23 protein-coding genes are annotated in these 21,155 nt (G+C 61.8%); 8 read left to right on the forward strand and 15 right to left on the reverse strand.

Annotation, left to right across the window (positions count from 1 at the left end; all coding sequences use genetic code 11):
- Positions 1 to 16: 16 nt before the first annotated feature.
- The 7 genes from AC1Q67_RS01415 to AC1Q67_RS01445 all read right to left on the reverse strand — a co-directional run bounded on the left by AC1Q67_RS01415 (position 17) and on the right by AC1Q67_RS01445 (position 5,719).
- Positions 17 to 1,402 (reverse strand): patatin-like phospholipase family protein, encoded by a 1,386-nt coding sequence (locus AC1Q67_RS01415; RefSeq protein ID WP_492235464.1) that lies wholly within the window; start codon positions 1,400 to 1,402, stop codon positions 17 to 19.
- Between the two features lie 130 nt (positions 1,403 to 1,532).
- Positions 1,533 to 1,847, reverse strand: a complete 315-nt coding sequence (locus AC1Q67_RS01420; RefSeq protein WP_492235463.1) for a chorismate mutase — start codon at positions 1,845 to 1,847, stop codon at positions 1,533 to 1,535.
- On the reverse strand, positions 1,847 to 3,325 hold the full coding sequence (gene gatA / locus AC1Q67_RS01425; protein WP_492235462.1) for an Asp-tRNA(Asn)/Glu-tRNA(Gln) amidotransferase subunit GatA: 1,479 nt from the start codon (positions 3,323 to 3,325) through the stop codon (positions 1,847 to 1,849). The genes AC1Q67_RS01420 and gatA overlap by 1 nt, the downstream gene beginning before the upstream one ends.
- Positions 3,326 to 3,514, reverse strand: a complete 189-nt coding sequence (locus AC1Q67_RS01430) for a hypothetical protein (RefSeq protein ID WP_002712143.1) — start codon at positions 3,512 to 3,514, stop codon at positions 3,326 to 3,328.
- Positions 3,515 to 3,531: 17 nt separating this feature from the next.
- Positions 3,532 to 3,819 (reverse strand): Asp-tRNA(Asn)/Glu-tRNA(Gln) amidotransferase subunit GatC, encoded by a 288-nt coding sequence (gene gatC / locus AC1Q67_RS01435; protein WP_492235461.1) that lies wholly within the window; start codon positions 3,817 to 3,819, stop codon positions 3,532 to 3,534.
- Positions 3,820 to 3,946: 127 nt separating this feature from the next.
- Positions 3,947 to 4,522: a carboxymuconolactone decarboxylase family protein gene (locus AC1Q67_RS01440; protein WP_492235460.1), complete on the reverse strand. Its 576-nt coding sequence runs from the start codon at positions 4,520 to 4,522 to the stop codon at positions 3,947 to 3,949.
- A gap of 18 nt (positions 4,523 to 4,540) precedes the next feature.
- Entirely contained in the window at positions 4,541 to 5,719 is a 1,179-nt protein-coding gene (locus AC1Q67_RS01445; RefSeq protein WP_492235459.1) for a YbfB/YjiJ family MFS transporter, read from the reverse strand.
- 164 nt (positions 5,720 to 5,883) lie between these two features.
- Between AC1Q67_RS01445 and AC1Q67_RS01450 the strand changes: the two genes are divergently transcribed.
- Positions 5,884 to 6,774, forward strand: a complete 891-nt coding sequence (locus AC1Q67_RS01450) for a LysR family transcriptional regulator (RefSeq protein WP_492235458.1) — start codon at positions 5,884 to 5,886, stop codon at positions 6,772 to 6,774.
- Here the strand turns inward: AC1Q67_RS01450 and AC1Q67_RS01455 are convergent.
- Complete coding sequence (locus AC1Q67_RS01455) at positions 6,771 to 7,814, reverse strand: alpha/beta fold hydrolase (RefSeq protein ID WP_492235457.1); 1,044 nt, start codon at positions 7,812 to 7,814, stop codon at positions 6,771 to 6,773. The two genes, AC1Q67_RS01450 and AC1Q67_RS01455, sit on opposite strands and share 4 nt — an antisense overlap.
- A gap of 156 nt (positions 7,815 to 7,970) precedes the next feature.
- On the opposite strand from AC1Q67_RS01455, the gene ruvX reads away from it, so the two are divergent.
- Positions 7,971 to 8,462 carry a Holliday junction resolvase RuvX gene (ruvX, locus tag AC1Q67_RS01460; RefSeq protein ID WP_024575135.1) on the forward strand — a complete coding sequence of 164 codons (492 nt, stop codon included), beginning with the start codon at positions 7,971 to 7,973 and terminating at the stop codon, positions 8,460 to 8,462.
- Between the two features lie 3 nt (positions 8,463 to 8,465).
- The gene (locus AC1Q67_RS01465; RefSeq protein WP_492235456.1) at positions 8,466 to 9,392 is read left to right on the forward strand and encodes an AEC family transporter; all 927 of its coding nucleotides are present in this window, start codon (positions 8,466 to 8,468) and stop codon (positions 9,390 to 9,392) included.
- 4 nt (positions 9,393 to 9,396) lie between these two features.
- Here AC1Q67_RS01465 and AC1Q67_RS01470 read toward each other — a convergent pair whose 3' ends face one another.
- The 4 genes from AC1Q67_RS01470 to AC1Q67_RS01485 form a co-directional block, all read right to left on the reverse strand.
- On the reverse strand, positions 9,397 to 10,179 hold the full coding sequence (locus AC1Q67_RS01470) for a CPBP family intramembrane glutamic endopeptidase (protein WP_492235455.1): 783 nt from the start codon (positions 10,177 to 10,179) through the stop codon (positions 9,397 to 9,399).
- Positions 10,180 to 10,304: 125 nt separating this feature from the next.
- The gene (locus tag AC1Q67_RS01475; RefSeq protein ID WP_492235454.1) at positions 10,305 to 11,954 is read right to left on the reverse strand and encodes an acyl-CoA dehydrogenase family protein; all 1,650 of its coding nucleotides are present in this window, start codon (positions 11,952 to 11,954) and stop codon (positions 10,305 to 10,307) included.
- 64 nt (positions 11,955 to 12,018) lie between these two features.
- Positions 12,019 to 12,330: a hypothetical protein gene (locus AC1Q67_RS01480; RefSeq protein WP_492235453.1), complete on the reverse strand. Its 312-nt coding sequence runs from the start codon at positions 12,328 to 12,330 to the stop codon at positions 12,019 to 12,021.
- Positions 12,331 to 12,369: 39 nt separating this feature from the next.
- Positions 12,370 to 13,113, reverse strand: a complete 744-nt coding sequence (locus tag AC1Q67_RS01485; protein ID WP_492235452.1) for a M15 family metallopeptidase — start codon at positions 13,111 to 13,113, stop codon at positions 12,370 to 12,372.
- 185 nt (positions 13,114 to 13,298) lie between these two features.
- Between AC1Q67_RS01485 and AC1Q67_RS01490 the strand changes: the two genes are divergently transcribed.
- From AC1Q67_RS01490 to plsY, 3 genes are all read left to right on the forward strand, one after another.
- Entirely contained in the window at positions 13,299 to 14,252 is a 954-nt protein-coding gene (locus tag AC1Q67_RS01490; RefSeq protein ID WP_006020914.1) for an aspartate carbamoyltransferase catalytic subunit, read from the forward strand.
- Between the two features lie 164 nt (positions 14,253 to 14,416).
- Positions 14,417 to 15,718 (forward strand): dihydroorotase, encoded by a 1,302-nt coding sequence (locus AC1Q67_RS01495; RefSeq protein ID WP_492235451.1) that lies wholly within the window; start codon positions 14,417 to 14,419, stop codon positions 15,716 to 15,718.
- Positions 15,719 to 15,826: 108 nt separating this feature from the next.
- Positions 15,827 to 16,435, forward strand: coding sequence for a glycerol-3-phosphate 1-O-acyltransferase PlsY (plsY, locus tag AC1Q67_RS01500; RefSeq protein WP_024575128.1), 609 nt, complete (start codon positions 15,827 to 15,829; stop codon positions 16,433 to 16,435).
- Between the two features lie 24 nt (positions 16,436 to 16,459).
- Here plsY and AC1Q67_RS01505 read toward each other — a convergent pair whose 3' ends face one another.
- The gene (locus AC1Q67_RS01505) at positions 16,460 to 18,031 is read right to left on the reverse strand and encodes a DUF6798 domain-containing protein (protein WP_492235450.1); all 1,572 of its coding nucleotides are present in this window, start codon (positions 18,029 to 18,031) and stop codon (positions 16,460 to 16,462) included.
- 210 nt (positions 18,032 to 18,241) lie between these two features.
- Between AC1Q67_RS01505 and dprA the strand changes: the two genes are divergently transcribed.
- Positions 18,242 to 19,366 carry a DNA-processing protein DprA gene (gene dprA / locus AC1Q67_RS01510; protein ID WP_492235449.1) on the forward strand — a complete coding sequence of 375 codons (1,125 nt, stop codon included), beginning with the start codon at positions 18,242 to 18,244 and terminating at the stop codon, positions 19,364 to 19,366.
- Positions 19,367 to 19,368: 2 nt separating this feature from the next.
- On the opposite strand, the gene AC1Q67_RS01515 is transcribed toward dprA, so the two are convergent.
- The gene (locus AC1Q67_RS01515; protein ID WP_492235448.1) at positions 19,369 to 20,142 is read right to left on the reverse strand and encodes an SDR family NAD(P)-dependent oxidoreductase; all 774 of its coding nucleotides are present in this window, start codon (positions 20,140 to 20,142) and stop codon (positions 19,369 to 19,371) included.
- 114 nt (positions 20,143 to 20,256) lie between these two features.
- Here AC1Q67_RS01515 and AC1Q67_RS01520 point away from each other — a divergent pair, with 114 nt between their 5' ends.
- Positions 20,257 to 20,706, forward strand: coding sequence for a winged helix-turn-helix transcriptional regulator (locus AC1Q67_RS01520; protein WP_492235447.1), 450 nt, complete (start codon positions 20,257 to 20,259; stop codon positions 20,704 to 20,706).
- Here the strand turns inward: AC1Q67_RS01520 and AC1Q67_RS01525 are convergent.
- Positions 20,703 to 20,921, reverse strand: coding sequence for a hypothetical protein (locus tag AC1Q67_RS01525; RefSeq protein WP_024575123.1), 219 nt, complete (start codon positions 20,919 to 20,921; stop codon positions 20,703 to 20,705). The two genes, AC1Q67_RS01520 and AC1Q67_RS01525, sit on opposite strands and share 4 nt — an antisense overlap.
- Between the last annotated feature and the right edge of the window lie 234 nt (positions 20,922 to 21,155).

Raw genomic sequence — 21,155 nt, forward strand, 5'->3', positions numbered from 1 at the left:
AAAACCCCGAATCAGATCACAGGTTCGCTGCGAAACTGCGGAAAACCGGGCTCGCCCGCAGCGCATCGCGCCCGGCCTCGATAACGCTGTCGACCTGCTCGGGTGGCAGGTGGAAGCGCGTCGGCACCCGTTCGAGGTCCGCCGCGCGGGCCTGATCGAGCTGATCGAAACCGATCCGGCCGACATAGAATTTCAGATCGCGGCAATTCCAGTTTGGGCCCGCGCCATAGCGCGCCCTGTCCGCCGCGGATAATCCGCAGCGCCACCTGACGAGCGAGCCCTGCCAGTCTGTCATGGTCGCGTTGAATGCAGTGAAACTGCCTGCGACACTGGCATCGATGGCGGTGTCTGCCGCAGCCTTGACGAGTTCCGCCCCGGTCGGCCCCTCCACGGTATTGATCCAGCTGCCGGACAAGCCGGTCTTCGCATCGACGACCAGGATCAGAGCACGCCGCAGTTTCACCGCCTGCCTTGGGTTAAGCGGTCCATACGGCGTATCCGACGACAGCCGCGCGATGGTCATGCCGGCCAGGCCATAATTATCGACGAGGCCACCATCGAGCAGCTTGATGTAAGGCATCGAGCCATCGTGGTACCGGCTGATCGCCTTGGCGAACGAGTTCAGCATCGGAGGCGAATTGGCATTGTCCCGCGCACGCACGATCCAGGGCGGCAGCCGGTCATTGCACTTTCCGGGGAACGTCTGGATCACAACCGGCGCGAACGCCACGGGGACCGCTGCCGAAGCCGCAACCGCATTTGCCAGCGGGTATTCGGACAGGTTGCTGCACATGGCGCCGAATGCCACCGCGCCGAACACGAACGGCGTCCTGTTATAAATGTCGGAGGCATTGATCCAGACCTGCGGCCGGCTGGTCAGGCCCAGATCGCGAAACGTTGCGCCCTGAAACAGATTGGCGTCGAGCCAGCGCGGAAACCCTGTCGAGTCGTTGATACCACCAGCGACCGCGCGTGAGAGAGTTGCCAGAGTAAGGTTTGTCTGTAGCCCCTCCTCCGCGTTGCGCAGAAGAAATCTTTCGCGAAAATCGGCAAGAGCGGCCCGCTTCCGCAAACCGAAATAGGCCGCCGTGACCGAACCGCCCGACACACCGGAGATGAATTCGACCCGATCGATCATCGCGCCTTGCGCGCCGCGGAGCGGAATGCGTTCCATCTCCTGCAACACGCCGAAGGAAAACGCGGCGGCGCGGGTCCCGCCGCCTGAGAAGGACAGCCCGACGACCGTGTCGTCGTAACTCGTCGTCTCGCCGAAGCCGATATTGCCTCTGTCAGCAAGATTGTCTGCGCCAGGCAGATTAACCGGTGCGTTCTGAATCGAGGCGCAGCCCAGCAGGATGCCGGACACGAACGCAACACTGGCGAGAGGACGCAACCAACGCATAATCACCGACCCCACCGGCGGTTATGGCCGCCAGCGGTTAATGAACACATACCGCCTCTATCAGGCATTCGGCGGACAAAGTGGTGAATACAAGGCGGGTGGGCATGACCTGCGCCGCGGGTCCTTCACGTCAGGATTTCACCGACAATGGATTCTCTGCGCCACCCAGATACCGGTCCTCATAGGCGATCGACCAGTCGATCAGCCTGCGCCAAATCTCCTCGGCGAGATCGGGAGGCATGCCGGCAGCCTTTGCTTCCCCGCGCACATTGGCGACAACACCTTCGATCCGGTCGGGAATGGCGGCAGGAAGATTGTCACGTGCCTTGACGGCGATCACCTGATCCAGAACTTTAACTCGTTCGGCAAGCAGGGCCACGATATCGCGGTCGATCCGGTCGATGACAGCGCGCAGATCGGCAAGGCCTTCCTGCCCCCCCTGCATCAGGCCCACCACTTGTTCGCGGTGAAGTGTCCCGCCGCCTGCTCGATGACCTCGCCGAGCGAGAACAGCGTCTCTTCATCGAACGGCCGGCCGATCAGTTGCAGGCCGAGCGGCAGCCCCTGCCCGTCGGTGCCCGCAGGTACTGCGATGCCGGGTAGTCCAGCCATGTTCACAGTCACCGTGAAGATGTCGTTGAGATACATCTCGATTGGATCGGCCTTGCCCTTTTCACCGATGCCGAATGCAGCGGATGGCGTCGCCGGAGTCAGGATGGCTTGAACGCCCTTTGCGAACACGTCCTCGAAGTCCTTCTTGATCAGCGTGCGGACCTTCTGCGCGCGCAGATAGTACGCGTCGTAATACCCGGCCGAGAGCACGTAAGTCCCGATCATGACACGGCGGCGGACTTCGGCGCCGAACCCTTCGGCGCGGGTGTTCTCGTACATTTCAACGATGTTCTTGCCATTGACGCGCGCGCCATAGCGAACACCATCGTACCGCGCCAAGTTGCTTGAAGCTTCCGCGGGCGCGACAACGTAATAAGCCGGCAATGCGTACTTGGTGTGAGGTAGCGAGACCTCGACCAGCTCAGCGCCCGCAGCCTTCAGCCACTCGGCACCCTGCGCCCACAGCCTGTCGATTTCGCCGGACATCCCGTCGAGCCGGTATTCCTTTGGGATCCCGATTCTCATGCCCTTCACCGACTTGCCGATGGCGGCCTCATAGTCCGGCACGGGACGATCGACCGACGTCGTGTCCTTCGGATCGTGACCGGCCATCGAGCGCATCAGGATCGCGGTGTCACGCACGGTGCGCGCGAACGGGCCGGCCTGATCGAGCGACGAAGCGAACGCCACGATACCCCAACGCGAGCAACGGCCGTAGGTCGGCTTGATGCCGACGATGCCGGTGAACGCCGCAGGCTGGCGGATCGAACCGCCGGTGTCGGTGCCCGTTGCACCGAGGCAGAGGTTTGCAGCCACCGCCGACGCGGAGCCGCCCGATGAACCGCCGGGAACGAGGCTGGCATCCGAACCTTCGCGCCGCCACGGATTGACCACCGGTCCGAACGCCGAGGTCTCGTTGGACGATCCCATCGCGAACTCGTCGCAGTTCAGCTTGCCCAGCATCACCGCGCCGTCACGCCAGAGCTGAGAGGTCACAGTGGATTCGTACTGGGGAATGAAATTGCCGAGAATCTTCGAGCACGCCGTGGCGCGCACCCCAGTGGTGGCAAACAAATCCTTGATCCCGAGTGGAATGCCCGCGAGCGGGCCCGCCTCGCCTTTCGCGATCGTCGCATCCGCCGCGCGCGCCTGTTCACGCGCCTGCTCCGGTGTCTCCAGCACATAGGCGTTGAGCACACGCGCCTTTTCCATCGCGGCGAGATGCGCGTCGGTCAGTTCCAGTGCCGTGAAGGATTTCTGCGTCAGCCCCTCGCGGGCGTCGGCGAGCGTCAGTGAAGTCAGGTCGGTCATTTATTCTTCAATCGGATCGCAAATAAAGGGAGACTTGTTTTTCTTGGCTTGCGCTGCCTCGGCTTCGAGCATGTCGATCACCGCGTCGATAGCCTTGTCCGGATCGACATTCTTTCCCTGCCGCTCCATCTCATCGAGGTAGGTCATGTAGGCCGCATAAGCCTTCTCGTCGCTGCACAACAGGCACATGGAATCTGTCTCGCGGGTTATTCGACGACTTTGGGCACCAGGAAGAAGTGATCTTCAGTCGCTGGCGCATTGGCGAGGACTTTGTCCGGTATCTCGCCGTCGCTGACGACGTCCGCGCGCTTCTTCATCTCCATCGGCATTACAGAGGTCATAGGCTCGACGCCGTCGATGTTCACCTCGGACAATTGCTCGACGAAGGCCAGCATCGCGTTGAGTTCCCCCTGCAGATGGGAAACTTCCTCATCCTTCACGGCGATGCGCGCAAGATGCGCGATCCGGCGGACGGTTGCGGTATCGACTGACATATTCCGGAGACTCCAGGGACGGCGGCCCAATTCAGGCTGCCGTATAGAGCATTTTCCGGCAAAGTGGAATCCGCTTTAGGGGCCGAAATACGCCAATAAAACGAGCGGCTTGCCGGTTGCCACGGACCTATAGAGGCAGCGCCGGCAAGGCGGCCACGCCATCCTTCACTTCCGGCGGTGTGTGCGCGACATTCAGCACCAGCGAAACGGTGATGAAATAGCCGATCAGGCCGGTGAGATCGATCACTCCCCGTTCGCCGAATCGCTCCACCGCGGCGGCATAGGTGGCGTCGCAGACCCCGTGGTGGGCCATGAGTTCCTGCGTGAAGTCATAAACCAGGGCTTCGTCGGCATGCATGTTGTTTGGCCTGCGCCCGCAGCGCAACGCCTCGATAGTCTCCGCGCTGGTGCCTTCCTTCATGGCCAGAGGGACATGCGTGAACCACTCGAACTGCTGGGTACAGGCGCGCGACACCACACACATCGTGAATTCCGAAATCCGCGGCGGCAGGCTGCTGTCGAAACGGATGTATTCACCGACACGCTGCAACCGGTCCATCAATAGCGGGCTGCGCAACAGGGCAATGAAAGGACCTTTGACCGCCTTGCGGGGCCCGGCGATCAAAGCTTCCGCGGCCGTCTTCTGAACCGCGTCCATTTCCTCCAGCTTGAGGGGCGGCATGCGGTCGGGATGTTGATGCATCGATCTCTCCTGCGGATTTCAACCAGCGTCGCCCGAGGCACGTGCGCTCAGGCCAAGTGTAAAACTGCTTGCCGCCAGCACAAACGCTGCGATCAGGCTGGGCCATGTCAAACCACCGTGGAACAGATTCACGGTGAGAGGTCCAATGATTTGCCCGAGGGCGAACGCAGCGGTGTAGACAGCGATCAACCGCGGTGCCTGCGTGCCGCCCAGACGACGCGCCTCCTGAACGCCCGCCATGGTGATGACCATGAACGTGCCGCCGACGCACAACGCCGAAAACAGCAGGACGTAGAGATTGACCGCCAGCACCGGCGCGATCACGCCGATGGCCAGCACCCATTGTCCGTAAGCCCAAAGCCGCCGCGGCGAATGTCCCGGAAAAAAGCGAGCGGCAAGCGCGGTCGATATCGCAGCCGCAGCCCCGAACACCGGCCACACCCAACTGAACACGGCAGGATTTGTGATCACCTCGCGTGCCAGCGCCGGCAGAAAGGTCGCAGGAATGATGTAGCCGAAACCGAAAGCGCCATAACAGAGCGCCGCGAGCCATGCCTGAGCGGACAGCGGCGTACGCCCCGCCCCGACGGCGGCTGGAGTGTGCGCGTCATCATTCGCAAGCCGGCGCCACAACGTGAATGCGAAAACCGCGGCCGTTGCGCCAAGAACGATCCACGTCGCGCGCGATCCCCACGCGGTCACGCCCGCGACGAGGCTTATCAACCCGGCAAAACAGATCCCCACCCCGACGCCGGAGAACACCCGCCCCGACCATGCCGCCCTGCCCAGATGCACCAGAATGGGCATCGCCCAGGCGGATACACCGACCAGAACGAAAGCGCTCGCCGCACCCGCAAGAAAACGCAGCGCGAGCCACAGCCAGAAATCGTTCGTTAGCGCCATGCCGAGCGTAAACACCGCAATCGACGTCAGGCCCCATTTAATCGCGCGCGCCGGCGCGGGCGGTGCGGAAATGCAGATCACCGCTCCGACCAGATAACCCACGTAGTTCGCGGTCGCGAGCCAGCCGCCCTGCACCAGCGTCAGACCCGCATCCTGCTGCATCAGTGGCAGCAACGGTGTGAAGGCGAAGCGGCCAATCCCCATCGCCACGGCGAGGCCGATCAGCCCGGTCCATACAGCGGTGGCGGCTGTGGGTGGCGTGGAAAAAACAGCGGGTGCGGCGGTAGACGACATGGCGGACCTGATTGGCAACATGACGCGGCTGATGTTCCCAGAAGCCGCGGCTTGAATCTATTCCCCAGAAGAGTACGCTGATTTTCAATTCCTGAATAATGAATAATTGAGAACATCTTGTTCTCGATTTGGAAATATCGTCAGTCGCACCGGAGAACCGAACGATGAACTTCGCCGATCTGCAGATCTTCAAGACGGTTGTCGAGGAAGGCGGGATCGTCAAGGCGGCGCAGAAGCTGCACCGCGTTCCTTCCAACATCACCACGCGTATCAAACACCTAGAGAGCGCGGTAGGCATCCCGCTGTTCCACCGCAACCGGCAGCGCCTGCACCTGTCGCCGAGTGGTGAATTGTTGCTGGGCTATGCCGCGCGGCTGATCGATCTTTCCGAAGAGGCGCGCCACGTTGTTTCAGGCAACGCGCCGCAAGGCTTGCTGAAACTGGGATCGCTGGAAAGCACGACCGCCAGCCGCCTCCCCGCTGTGCTCGCCGAGTTTCACCACCGCTATCCCGATGTGCGCCTCGAACTCACAACCGGCACCAACGATGCTCTGGTCAATGCGGTGACCGAACGGCGGCTCGATGCCGCGTTTATCGCCGAACCTCCGTCGTCGCGGACGCTTGCCCATCTGCCGGTGTTTCGCGAGCGATTGATGGTGATCTCAAGTCTCGACCACGAGCCGATCAGAAACGCGCGCGATGCCGAAGGACAGAGCCTGATCGCCTTCCCGGACGGCTGCGCCTATCGCCGCGTCCTGCAGCGCTGGCTCAGGCGCGACAGCCTGACCACCTCGCGGGTGCTGGAGTTGAGTTCGTATCACGCAATCGTCGCCTGCGTCGCTGCCGGTGCCGGAATTGCCCTGATGCCGGAGGCCGTGCTCGACGCCATGCCGCTGACACGCGTGCGCCGCAACCCTATCCCCCGCTCCCAAAGCGAGATCGTCACGCCGCTGATCTGGCGGAAGGGTGAAATTTCTCCTCCGGTGCTGGCGCTGCGTACGCTCATGGCCTCGGTCGGCACAGCGCCGAAGCGGCGCGTGAAGCAGAACGCCTAGGTCCCTTCCGCGAATGGCCAGGCATCACGAACATGCGTTGCAAGCCAGGCGGTCAGATGCGCATTGACGTGAACCGGACACTCCTGCGCCATCCAGTGACCAGACGGCACACGACGTTCGGTGAGGTTTCTGGCGAACGCACGCATCGGCTCGGCAAGGGGAGCTGTCACAGTATCGCAGGTGTAATCGTGCTCCGCCCCGAGAAACAGCACCGGCATATCAAGATAACCCCCGTTCACGGCTTCGGCGGCATAAACGGCATTGGCCTTGTGGTTCATGTAAAGCGAATCCGTGCCAAAGAATCCCGTCCTCGTGTAGGCCGATACATAGGCCGCGAGATCCGCCTCCGACAGCAAACGTTCATCCCGCGGCAAATCCGGCGCAGCCGCCTTCCCGCCGAACCAGCCGCCGTCGCGACGAACCTGTGACAGAGCTGTTGGCTTGCCGCGCACCGCAGGATTTCCCGCGCGGAACAGCGCCTTGATGGTGGCTTCGGGATTGGCTCCCATCGCCTGCGCGGCCTTCTCGAAATTCTCTTCGTAGAACCGCATGTATTCCCAATTGCCGTAAGGATATTCGTTCTCCGGATATGTCTCGCGGTTCACCAGCGGCACGACCGCTTCGAGCCCGAATTCGAAGGTGCGATAGGGAAGGTTTAGGCCCGCGACGGCGAGACACCGGTCGGGATGATGGCTCGCGATGTTCCACACCACCGGCGCGCCCCAATCATGCCCGACCCATATCGCCCTGCGGGCGCCAAGCGAATCGAGAAGCTCCAGCATGTCGGCAACGATCTCCCGCTGAGCGTAAGCATCGTGCTGGTCGTAAAGTGAGGAACGCCCGTGACCGCGCAAATCCGGCGCGATGGCGCGGAAGCCCAGCGCTCCGAAGACAGGAAGCTGATGGCGCCAGCTCAGGGATAATTCCGGCCAGCCATGCAGAAAAACGATCGGCGCGCCGTCCTTCGGGCCTGCCGAAAGATAGAAAGTCGTGTGCCGGGACGTGCGGCAGGTGTTCTCGGTAATCTGGACAAGCGACACGGGCGGGTCTCTGCTACTCTATATGCGGTGGTTGACTCATAGCGCCGCTGCGCGGGGATGACCTTCGCGATCTTGGCTAACCGTTATGCATGGGATTGCAGCCGGTGTTCCGTCTGCGCACCTTGCGAACGGCCACCGCCATGCTATGGCGACAGTATGCCCGCACCCATCCTGCCGCTGATCGAAGCCGCCGCGCTCTGGCCCGCACGAGGAGCCCTGATCGGGCTCGATCTCGGCACCAAGACCATCGGCGTCGCCGTGTCCGACCCGGATCGTAAACTCGCGACCGGCATCGAAACCATTCAGCGCAAGACTTTCACGGCCGACGCCGCGCGGCTGCTCAAGCTGTCCGCCGAGCGCAACGTTGCTGGTTTTGTTCTGGGCCTGCCGATCAACATGGACGGCAGCGAAGGCCCGCGCGCGCAATCGACACGTGCCTTCGCCCGCAATTTCGCGAAACTCACCGAGCTTGCCATCGGCCTGTGGGACGAGCGGCTGTCCACCGTCGCGGTCGAGCGCGAACTGATCGACATGGACATGAGCCGCGCGAAACGCGCGAAGGTGATCGACGAACACGCGGCGATTTTCATTCTGCAAGGCGCGCTGGACCGGCTCGCGACATTGCGCAAGGCGTCCGGAGACCACTGACCAATGCTGACGATCGTTGCGGCCATCGTGCCGATCTTCCTGCTGATCGTGATGGGCTTTGCGCTGCGCCGTCTCCTTCTGAAAGAGGAATCCCATTGGGTCGGAACCGAGCAGCTTGTCTATTATGTGCTGTTCCCCGCCCTCCTCTTTCGGACACTTGCGCGTGCAAAACTGTCAGAAGTGCCGCTGTTCGGTGTCGGCGGCGCGCTGCTGATCGCTGTCCTGTTGATGGCAACGTTGTGCCTCGCCTTGCGGCCGATCCTCATGAAGCGGCTGAGCGTCAGCGGCCCGTCGTTCACCTCGATCTTTCAGTGTTCCTGCCGGTGGCAGACCTACGTCGCGCTGGCCGTCGCCGGAAATCTGTATGGCGATATCGGACTCACCCTCGCCTCCGTGGCGATGGTGGCGATGATTCCCATCCTGAACGTCCTGTCGGTCTGGGTGCTGGCGCATTACGCCGCGCCGACGCGGCTGTCATGGCCGCGTATCCTGCTGACAATCGCGCAAAACCCCTTCATCTGGGCCTGCGCACTTGGTCTGGCCGCCAACCTGATTGGCCTCAAGCTTCCGACATGGATCGATGAATTCATCGATGCACTCGGCCGCTCTTCCCTCGCCCTCGGGCTGCTCGTTGTCGGCGCAGGACTTCAACTCAGGGGCGTCCTGCGGCCCGGTCCGCCGGCGCTGCTGTCGTGCGCGTTGAAACTTGTTCTGATGCCGATCTTCGCAATATCGCTCGGTCTGGCTTTCGGGCTGTCTGGTACAAGCCTTGCGATTGTCGCCTGCTGCTCGTCGGTTCCGACAGCGTCGAGTGCCTACGTGCTCGCACGACAGATGGGTGGCGATGCCGCGCTGGTTGCGGAAATCCTGACACTGCAGACAACCCTAGCCATCGTCACCATGCCAATTGCCATCGCGCTGGTGACTTAAAGCTTCAGGGATTGTTCGCCAGCCAGATGGTCTGGATGGTCGCGGCAAGATTGTTGAGACCGTGCAGGATCACGGTGAGCCACGTCGAGTTGCTGCGATAGCGCAGATATCCGAGCAGCAACCCGATAGAGAACACCTGCGCCAGAAAGAACCAGTTGTATTGCAGGTGCATCATCGTCCAAACCGCCGATGACAGCAGGATCGCACCTGCGGGACGCAGAACCGATTCCGACCAGCCGCGATAGAGAAATCCGCGCGCGAAGAACTCCTCGACAATCGGCGCCGCCACGCAGAACGCGAAAACCAGCAGCCACAGCACACCATCGGCCCGTGCTGTTTTCAGGACATTAATCATGAAGCCCGGCGAAGATTCGCGTCCCGCCACGCGGCTGATGACTTCCCACGCGACCATCAGCAGCACCATGCTCGCGACGCCTGCCGCGAGCATGCGCCACGATGGCCAGCGCAGCGCCAGATAGTCGGCGAACGGTGTCCGCGACAGTCGCGTCGCGAGCCACAGCATCGCAAGGATGGCCGGCAACCCCATAATCACCGAGAGCGAAATGATCCGCCCGTTCGTGAGCAGGGCCGTCATGGCGCCGGTGTCCATGAGCTCGCCGCTCATTACGAGGAAATAGGCGACCACAGCAACCTGCCCGGCGAACATCGCGCCAAACAGCGCGACGCCCCAAAGGCTGGTGCCGATGAACTTCCAGACTCGCGGCTCGCGGCTTTTGCCCGGCGGCGACACAGGGGCAGCGTCAGCAGGGCTTTCAGCAGCAGTCATGGTCCGGTCTCCAGCCTATTTGGGCGGATTTTGACGACCAGTCATTAATGATCCATTCCGTCATTGCGCGCGAAACGAGGGCAATCAGCCTTGAATCCGGTGAGCGGAATTTTGATCGCCCATCGTCACGCCGGCAATGCGCGATCCAGCAGCCCGCGAATATCATCCGCGGCAAGATCGACCGCACCATAGAGATTGCCGTGATTTGCGTCGAGCCGCGTTCTCGCGAACAGTTCGGCATGCTTCGGCGATATCTCGTTGAGCGCGGCGGTTGCCGCGACGAGGGCAAGCGTTTCCACGGCGAGCCGCGCAACACGCTCTGCGTCGGGCTGACGAAACGACTTCGCGATGAAGCCGACCGCTCCGACCACACCCGGCAGTCCCTTGGTCTGGTCGACGAGACCGCGCAGCACATCCGCCGCGGCGTCAGCCTCGCGCGACAGTGCACGCAGCACATCGAGGCACATCACATTGCCCGAACCTTCCCAGATCGCGTTGACCGGCGACTCGCGATAATGCCGCGCCAGAATGCCCTCCTCGACATAGCCGTTGCCGCCGAGGCATTCCATCGCCTCGTAGAGAAATCCCGGCGCGCTCTTGCAGGTCCAGTATTTCACCACGGGCGTCAGCAGCCGCATGTAAGCCGCTTCCGCCTTGTCCGACGGCGCGCGGTCGAACGACCGGCACAGCCGCATCACCAGCGCGGTCGACGCTTCCACATGCAGCGCCATGTCGGCGAGCACGCTGCGCATCAGTGGCTGATCCGCAAGATGCTTCTGGAACACGCTGCGATGGCGGGCGTGGTGAAGCGCATGCGCCAAGCCCGAGCGCATCAGGCCTGCGGAGGCCAGCGAACAATCCTGCCGGGTCAGCGAGACCATCTGGATGATTGTCGGCACGCCGCGCCCCTCTTCACCAAGGCGCAATGCATAAGCATTTTCAAACACCACCTCGGACGAGGCATTGGAGCGATTGCCGAGTTTGTCCTTCAGGCGCTGAAAGTGGATGCCATTGACCGAGCCATCCGGCGCGAAGCGCGGCATGAAGAAACAGGTCAGCCCGCCTTCCGTCTGCGCCAGCACGAGAAACGCGTCGCACATCGGCGCCGACATGAACCACTTGTGCCCGGTGATACGATACGCATCGCCGTCACGCACCGCGCGCGTGATATTCGCTCGCACGTCGGTGCCGCCCTGCTTTTCGGTCATGCCCATGCCCATGGTCATGCCGCGCTTGGTCCACCACGGTGCGAACGAAGGATCGTAGCTGCGCGTACCGAGCACCGGCATCACCTGCGCACGCAACGCGGGATCAACCGACAGCGCGCCGACCGCGGCACGCGTCATGGTGATCGGACACAAATGTCCGGTCTCAACCTGCGAGGCGATGAAGAACTTCGCGCCGCGCACCACCTCGGACGCGCCGCCCGCAGTCTCGCCCTTTTCGTTCCATGTCGAATTGTGAATGCCGGCGTGGGCGCTGTGCGCCATCAATTCGTGATAGGCGGGATGAAACTCCACTTCGTCGCGGCGGAAGCCTCGCGCATCGAAGGTTTTGAGCTTCGGTGTGTTTTCATTGGCGGCGCGGCCACGCTGCGCCATCGCCGCCGAGCCCCAGTGCTTGCCGAAGTCCGCAAGCTCTGCCGCCGCGCCCTCACCGCCATTCGCCGCGACCGCTTCCGCGAGCGGACGATCGAGCGAATACAGATCGACATCCTCGAACGGCGGGGACTGGTTGAAGACTTCGGTTGTGGCGGACAGGATCGATTGCGTCATGTGTTGTTCCCGCAGTTGAGAACAACAGGTTACACCGGAACACGACGCGTTTCACGCCACTCCGTTACGGAATGTTGTGGGAGACCGGCTCTTTGCCGGAGGGCTCTTTCGCCTGCGGCAGATCGTCATAACCGCGACGGCTCGAATAGAACGTCAGAGCCATCAGGCCAAAACCGATCAGAAGCGAGAAGAAAATCCCCAATCCCATGGCGATGTAGCCATGGATCGACATCTGCACGTCGGAATGTGCAACCCAGCCCTGCCACGCCCACCATATCGTGGCCGCGAGAATGGCCAGAAGAACGGTTGTGACTGCAATGGCGCCCCTGCTCATGACGAGGCCTTTCTGCATTGGCGCGCCGGGTCGTGCGCTCATGTGACGAAGCTATGCTCGGCGGACTGAAATTCAAGGCGACTATCGTTTCGCCACTGGAAAATCGAACGCGGTATTTCCTGGACCCGGCAGCGAAAAGTGCCACCACTCCAGCCGGAAATTCGCAAATCCCTGCTTCGCCATCGCGCTGACCAGCGTTTCACGCCACCTGCGCTGCTGCGCCGTGATCGCCTTCGAGCCGGTATGCGCCTTCTCGTCAGAACAATCGTACCCGGTGCCCATGTCGACGCTGCTGTCAGGCGCGCGAAGATTTTGCGGTCCGGTGCAATCGGCATAATCGCCCTTCGGATCGAATGGCGCGACCCTTGTCGCAGGCAATTGCACCAGCGTGAGATCCACCGCCTTGCCGGTCGAATGGCCGGAATGTTTGGCGATGTAGCCTAAGCGAAACAGATCGGCTTTGCGCATCTTCGGATTGTAGCGGCGCTGCGCCGGTGTCTCCTGGCCGTCCTGCGCCCACGCATACATGTCGTCCACCGCGCGCTGCGGACGATAGCAGTCGTACACCTTGAGCGACAGCCCGCGCGGCTTCAGATCCTGCTGCACACGTTTCAGCGCTGCGCCGACGCTGCGGGTGACAATGCACTCGCCCGCCTCGTAGCCGTTCAGCACGCGCCCGACAAAATTGTTGGCCGTCGCATAGCGCATGTCCTGAACGATGGTCGGATCGACATCGCGCAGATAGACAAAATCCGCAGGCAACGGCTGAGCCGCCGCCGCAGACACCCCAAGGCCGCCCAGCAGGATTGCAGTTGTAAGTCTCATGACCCGGCGTCCGTTATTATGCCGCCGGGTCGAGCCCGGCCACGACGGCGAAAATACGATAGAAGCAATGCTCCGCAGCATGCTTTCGAGCCATTTACCCTGCCCGGACATCAGCGGGGGAAAACTTCTCAGAGGCCGAATCCGCCTTGCTCCGCCGGGCAACTCTGCCTATAGCTCTTGCTTTAATGACAACTGCATCAAAATCGACTTTCGTCCTCGGACACCGGCATTTGCTGGGCATCGAGGGCCTTTCCGCGGCCGACATCAGCGGCCTTCTGGACCTTTCCGAAGAATTCGTCGAACTGAACCGGCAGGTCGATAAAAAGCGCACCAATTTGCGCGGCCGCACCCAGGTCAACCTGTTCTTCGAAGCCTCCACCCGCACCCAGTCCTCGTTCGAAATCGCGGGCAAACGCCTCGGCGCGGACGTGATGAACATGTCGGTGTCGTCGTCCTCCATCCGCAAGGGCGAGACGCTGATGGATACGGCGGTGACGCTCAACGCCATGCATCCGGACATTCTGGTGGTGCGCCATCATGCGTCCGGCGCAGTGGAACTGCTGGCGCAGAAAGTCGACGGCTCTGTCATCAATGCCGGCGACGGCGCGCACGAACACCCCACTCAGGCGCTGCTCGATGCGCTCACCATCCGCCGCAATAAGGGCCGGCTCGAAGGCCTGCTGGTCGCCATCTGCGGCGACGTGCTGCATTCGCGGGTTGCCCGCTCCAACATCATCCTGCTCAACGCCATGGGCGCGCGCGTCCGCGTGGTTGCGCCCTCCACGCTGCTGCCGCCCGGCATCGAGCGCATGGGCGTCGAGGTCGCGCGCGACATGCGCGAAGGTCTCGAAGGTGCGGACATCGTGATGATGCTGCGATTGCAGCGCGAGCGCATGAACGGCTCGTTCATTCCCTCGAGTCAGGAATACTTCCATTATTACGGCCTCGACCAGAAGAAGCTCGCCTATGCCAAGCCGGACGCGCTGGTGATGCATCCCGGGCCGATGAACCGCGGAGTCGAGATCGACTCCATCGTGGCGGACGGCGCGCAGTCGCTGATCCGCGAACAGGTCGAGATGGGTGTGGCGGTACGCATGGCAGTGCTCGAAGCACTGGCCCGCAACCTGCCCAACGCGTAACTGGTGCGCCGAATGCGAAGTTCCTGCCGCCAGTGCGGCGAGCTCTTCCAGGAACCTCGCATTCAAAGGCGCACCCAAATTATAGATACTCGTGTCCCTTTGGTTCTGGCGTTCGTAAGAGCAGCCGCTGAAAAGGGATACGAACGCCAGAACCGGGACACGAGATGAGAACCGACAGACGCCCCATCCTGCTCGCCAACGCCCGCCTGATCGACCCCTCGCGGGATATCGACGGCCCCGGTGACGTGCTGATTGCCGACGGAACCATCCGTGACGCGCGCCGCGGCATCGGCGCAGCGGGCGTTCCCGAGGGCACAGACATTATTAATTGCGCGGCCAAGGTGGTCGCCCCCGGCCTGGTCGACATGCGCGCCTTCGTCGGGGAACCGGGCGCCGGCCATCGCGAGACCTTTGCCTCGGCGAGCCTCGCGGCTGCCGCCGGTGGCATCACCACCATTGTCTGCCAGCCCGACACCAACCCGGTGATCGACAACTCCGCGACCGTGGATTTCATTCTCCGCCGCGCTCGCGACACCGCCATTGTCAACATTCATCCCATGGCCGCACTGACCAAGGGCATGAAGGGCCATGAGATGACCGAGATAGGCCTGCTCAAGGCGGCAGGCGCGGTCGCTTTCACCGACGGCGACAAGAGCGTGATGAATGCGCTGGTGATGCGCCGCGCGCTCACCTACGCCCGCGATTTCGACGCGCTGATCGTTCAGCACACCGAAGACCCGGACCTCGTCGGCGAAGGCGTCATGAACGAAGGCGAACTCGCGTCACGGCTCGGCCTGTTCGGAATCCCGAATGCGTCCGAGGCCGTCGTGCTGGAGCGCGACATGCGTCTCGTCGCGCTGACCGGCGGCCGCTATCACGCCGCTTCGCTGACCTGCACCGACTCCCTGGATATCCTCAAACGCGCCAAGGATGCTGGCCTGAACGTCAGCGCATCGGCCTCGATCAATCACCTGACGCTAAACGAGAACGACATCGGTCCCTACCGCACCTTCCTGAAGCTGTCGCCGCCGCTGCGCACCGAACAGGATCGCATGGCACTGGTGGCGGCCCTCGCATCCGGGCTGATTGATGTCATCATGTCGGACCACAATCCGCAGGACGTCGAGGTCAAGCGTCTGCCGTTCGCCGAAGCTGCCGCCGGCGCGATCGGTCTGGAAACCATGCTGTCTGCTGGACTGCGCCTCGTTCACTCCGGCGACATCGAGCTCAAGACGCTCATCCGCGCCATGTCCACCCGCCCCGCCGAACTGCTTGGCCTGCCCGGCGGCTCGCTGCGGCCCGGCGCGCCCGCCGACGTGATCGTGATCGATCTCGACACGCCCTGGGTGCTCGATCCGGCAGACCTGAAATCGCAGTGCAAGAATACTCCGTTCGACGAAGCTCGCTTCACCGGCCGTGTCGCGCGCACCATCGTTGACGGACGCACCGTCTATGAGCACGTGTGAATGGCAATAACCGACTCTGCTTTGCGCCCATAGCGTGTTGATTTATTATCGAAGACGCATGCTCCCCTCGCCGAGTCGCTTCAGCGGGCCATGCGCCAGTGAGGTAACATGACCAGCTTTCTGACGGCCTTCGTGCTCAGTTTCGTGCTGGCCTTTCTGTTCGGCTATCTGTGCGGCTCGATCCCGTTCGGGTTGATCTTGACCAGAATCGCCGGCACGCAGGATCTCCGTTCGATCGGCTCAGGCAATATTGGCGCAACGAATGTGCTGCGCACCGGCAACAAGGGCCTCGCCGCCGCGACATTAATTGGCGACATGCTCAAGGGTACGATTGCGGTTATCGTGGCCGGACATTTCGGCGGGCCTAACGCCGCAATTGCCGCAGGCGTCGGCGCTTTCGTGGGCCATCTTTTCCCGGTGTGGCTTAAATTCAAGGGCGGCAAAGGCGTCGCGACCTATATCGGCGTGCTGCTCGGACTGTTCTGGCCTGCCGCCCTGGCGTTCTGCGCGATCTGGATCGCGGTCGCACTGATCTTCCGCTACTCATCGCTGGCAGCGCTGGTCGCAAGCCTCATCGTGCCGGTGATGCTGTTCTGGTCACAACACACGGCGCTCGCTGCCGTGTTTGCGCTCATGACCGCGGCACTCTGGATCATGCACCGCGCCAATATCCAGCGGCTGATGAACGGCACCGAGGGTAAGATCGGCAGCAAATAACAGAGCCTTTCAACCCCCGACACACTACAGCGACGTCCGATCAAGCCTGAAGATTTTGGCCCGCCCGGCGGAGAACACCATTTCAAGCGGCGGGCATATTTCACCGGCCGGAATGTCTCTGTTTTCCACCAGCACGTGCGTGACGGGATACAACCGCACCAATCTTCCAAGCGCAGCACAATTTAACGGCTCTCTTCCGCTCTGATCACCGAAAACTTCGCGCGCCAGCAGGACGCGCCGACGCCACTCCAGCACCTCGCGATCAAGATACGGGTGGGTTTTCCACGACACGAATTGCGCGCTCAGCGCATCAAGCCGAAATTCTTGATTGAAAGGATCGGTCAGATAGACATCACCCGGCCTATGGTTGTCCTGCAGGAACTCAACGTATTCAGGCACTCCTTGATCGCGGTAGCTTTTAAACTTCGCCACCGCTTCCTTTCCTGCAACAAATAGCGCGAGCAGGATAACCACGGCGCCTGCCACTGCCATGCCTCGCCGAAACGGTGACGATCCAAACGACAGCTCTCCAAGCCGCGCCAATATGACAAGCGTCGAGACAGGGACAAGAATGATCGACGCGCGCCAAGGCGCGACAAGCGCGAGACCAGCCGCGCCGGTTGAGATGACAACGAGAGTTCCAGCTACTGCCCAGACAAGAAGTGCAGCAAGGGCGTTTCGGAGCAAACCGCGCGGTGCCAGCCATATGCCGACGATCACCAGACCAAGCTTCGCGTAAGCCTCGCCTCTCAACCAGCGGGCAGGATCGGAATGCTGGGGTATACGCTCGAACGCGAGAATGCCCGCAGCCTCCCGGAAGGTCGCGTAATCGGTGGGCGCAAACCGTAATGCCAGATCAACCTGCGGGACGATGATTAACGCGATGGCCACGAGTTTTGTACTCAGGTTGAGTCGCGACGCACCATCCGACAGCATCATGCTTCCGGCGACGATGAGCGAAAGCATCGCATACCCTCCGTGGATCGCGGCAGGGACAGCGGCTGCAACAAGCGCAAAGTTTCTAAATCCGGCAAGCGCAAGGGCGAATGACGCAAGAAAAAGCACGCCGAATTCCGAGGGCTGAAGATATCCTCCGATGAGATACTGATCAGCGACGCCATATCCAAAAAGAACTGGCGCGCCGGCGTGCGCGAGGAGAACAAGTGCTCCAGTGAGCAGCAGCTGGAAGGAAGCGGACTGACCAGCTTGTCCCGCGAGGCGGAGTGCCAGAGAGAAGCATGACCAAAAGAGGCAGGTCAGCAATCCAAGCTCAACGACATAGAACAGGATCGGGTGACCAAAACGAGCGACTAAGAAAACAAGACCTGAAAAGACGGGAAGCCCGTCGACAGTCCCCGCGGTCCAGTCTGCGCCAAGCCGTTCTGGAAAGGCCCTGGCCATGCCATGCAGAAACTTTGTGTTCTGGTTTGATTCATAAAGAAGATACGTCGCTGTCGCCAGACAGAACAGAACACTGCCGATCACGCAGATCCATACCTTGACGAGACCGGCAGAAATCTGGCCGATGCCTGATAGATTGCGAGTTGGGTGATTGGGATCAGGAAAATACTCGGGCGCAGTATTGGATACGCTCATAAGCAATTCTCAGCATTCCAACCGAATAATTCGGATTCACCGAAATAAAAGGCAGCCAGGACAACCGTTCACAAAGCATCGGTAAGGCTTATGCGATCTGGCCGCAATCCTCAAAAGGCTGCCCGTTTGTCGCGGTTGATTCGCTCGAGCGCGCAAGTCGGGATTGTCCGGCCCGCCAAGTTGCGCAACACTCCCGTCCACGGGGGCCGCGTGGACATCAGGACTTCAGCCACGACCAGACTGACCGACGCGCAGCGCATCGACTGGCTGCGGCTGATCCGTTCCGACAATGTCGGACCGCGCACCTTTCGCTCCCTCGTCAATCATTTCGGCAGTGCACGCGCCGCACTCGAGCGCCTGCCCGATCTCGCCCAACGCGGCGGAGCTTCCAAGGTTGGCCGCATCTGCACGCAGGCCGAAGCCGAACGCGAGATCGAAAACAGCAAACGGATCGGCGTCGCCCTGCTTGCTCCGGGGGAATATGGGTACCCGCCGCGCCTCGCCCTGATCGACGACTCTCCGCCGCTGCTCGGTGTGCGCGGCGTCCTGAATGTCCAGACGCAGCCGATGATCGGCATCGTCGGCTCCCGCAACGCATCCGGCGCAGGATTGAAATTCGCGCAAACCATCGCGCGCGATCTCGGCAATGCCGGCTTTGCGATCACCTCCGGTCTGGCGCGCGGTATCGATCAGGCCGCACATCGCGTCACGCTCGATACCGGCACCGTCGCCGTGCTGGCAGGCGGACATGACAAGATCTATCCGGCGGAGCATGAAGACCTGCTGGCAGCGATTATCGCCTCAGGCAGCGGCGCGATTTCCGAAATGCCGCTCGGCCACGGCCCGCGCGCGCGGGACTTCCCCCGCCGCAACCGGCTGATCTCCGGCGTCTCGCTTGGAGTCATCATCGTCGAGGCGGCGCATCGTTCGGGCTCACTGATCACTGCGCGTTTCGCCAATGAACAGGGCCGCGAGGTGTTTGCCGTGCCCGGCTCGCCGCTCGATCCGCGCGCGGCCGGGACCAACGATCTGATCAAGCAGGGCGCGACACTGGTGACGGAGGCTGCCGACGTGATCAATGCGGTTCAGCCGATCATGGGGCGCCCGGTCGAATTGCCGATGAGCGAGCCCGACGACGGCCAGCCAATGGACGATGAACCCGCCGCCAGTGACCGCCCGCGCATTACCAACCTGCTCGGCCCCTCGCCGATCGGGATCGACGACCTCATCCGCTTGACCAATGTGTCCCCCGCCGTGGTGCGAACCGTCCTGCTCGAGCTTGAGCTGGCAGGACGGCTGGAACGCCACGGCGGCGGGATGGTGTCGTTGCTGTAGCGTTAGCCGCGATAGATCGGCGCGCCGGCGGGAGACGCCGTCGAACCGCCGTCGATGAAGATCTCCTGGCCCTGCACATGCGCGGCGTCGTCCGACGCAAGGAAGAGCACTGTCTTCGAGATATGATCGACCTCGCCCATCCGTCCGAGCGGCGTGCTGGCGGAAATACGCTTTTCGAGCATCTTCTCGGCTTCAGGCGTGGCAATGCCCGGCCCCCAGATCGGTGTGCGCGTGCCACCGGGCGAAACCACGTTGACGCGAATGCCGCGCGGCGAGAGTTCGGATGCCATCACGCGCGCCATCGCGCGGACGCCGGCCTTGGTCGCCGCATAAGCCGAGTATCCCGGATTGCCGAGCACCGAGATCACCGAGCCGTTGAGAATGATCGATCCATTGTCGTTGAGATGTGCCACGGCGGCCTGCACCGTGAAGAACACGGCCGTGAGATTGGTCTTGATGACATTCTCAAACGCCGCGAGCGTGGTGCCACCGACCGGCGTGTTGCCCGCGATGCCTGCATTGGCAAATACGATATCGAGCTTGCCGAATTTCTTCACCGCCTGCGCGACCGCACCTTCAAGCTGCGCAACGTCGGTGGCATCGGCTTTAATGCCAAAGCCGTTCGGCCCCAGTTCCGCCACTGCGGAATCGAGTTTGGCCTGATCCCGTCCCGTGATTGCCACCTTGGCCCCTTCAGCCACAAACAGCTTTGCGGTCGCCAGACCGATTCCGCTGTTACCACCGGTGATGAATGCCGTTTTTCCCTTGAGCCTCATGGACCACTCCTGTTTTTGATCGACTTGGTTTCTGGTTTCATAATGAAACTATCTTGCTCAGTATCGCGTCTGGTTCTATAATGCAACCACAATCCCGTGATCGGAGATCAGACCGTGAAACGCAAAAGTCTTGAGGGCGACGTATGTCCCATCGCGCGAACACTGGATGCGATCGGTGACTGGTGGTCGCTGCTGATCATCCGCGACGCGCTGATGGGGACACGACGCTTCAGCCAATTTCAGAAGAATCTCGGGGTTGCGAAGAACATTCTGACCGTGCGGCTACGCTCACTGGTGACGCAGGGCATTCTTGAGGTGAAACCTGCGTCTGACGGCAGCGCCTATCAGGACTATGTGCCGACCGCGAAGGCGCGTGCGCTGTTTCCTGTGCTGGTCGCGATGCGCCAGTGGGGTGAGGAATATGCCTTTAAACCGGGCGAAAGTTGCAGCTCGCTGGTCGACAAGCAGGACGGATTGCCGCTCAGCAAGTTGCAGATCCTGGCCCATGACGGCCGCCGGATCGATCAGACCGAGACCAAGGTGCTGGCACCCGCAACTACCTAGAATTTGCTACCGGTCAGTTGCCGCCGGACGATGTCGTCCGCTTCGAGCTGCGCCATGTCGAGCAGATGCGCCAGCATGTCGAGGCGATGACGACGAGAGAGCTGCGCCAGCTCCGCGACCGCCCCTGAAATGAAACTCGCGGCCTCCGCCGGGCCACCATCTCTGGCGACGGAATCGGCTGGTACGAAGTCGCTGCGGCTATCGCGAGCGGTCATCGCGTACCACCCCTTCCAACGCGAGAATCGATCAATTTAAGGGTATATTTTTACAATACACGCATAAGATGCACAATCATAAGTACCCATAAATCACAACTTTTACGCGAATTTTGGCCCAAGGGCCGGCCGCATCACCTTATCCCCATTTGACAGCGGACCCCCTTTTACCCATGTATCGGCCAAGCCAGCCTGATGGAATCTTGCGATTCCGGCCCGCGTATCCCCAGTAAG

This window comes from Afipia sp. GW823-FHT06G09 (genome assembly GCF_058794875.1).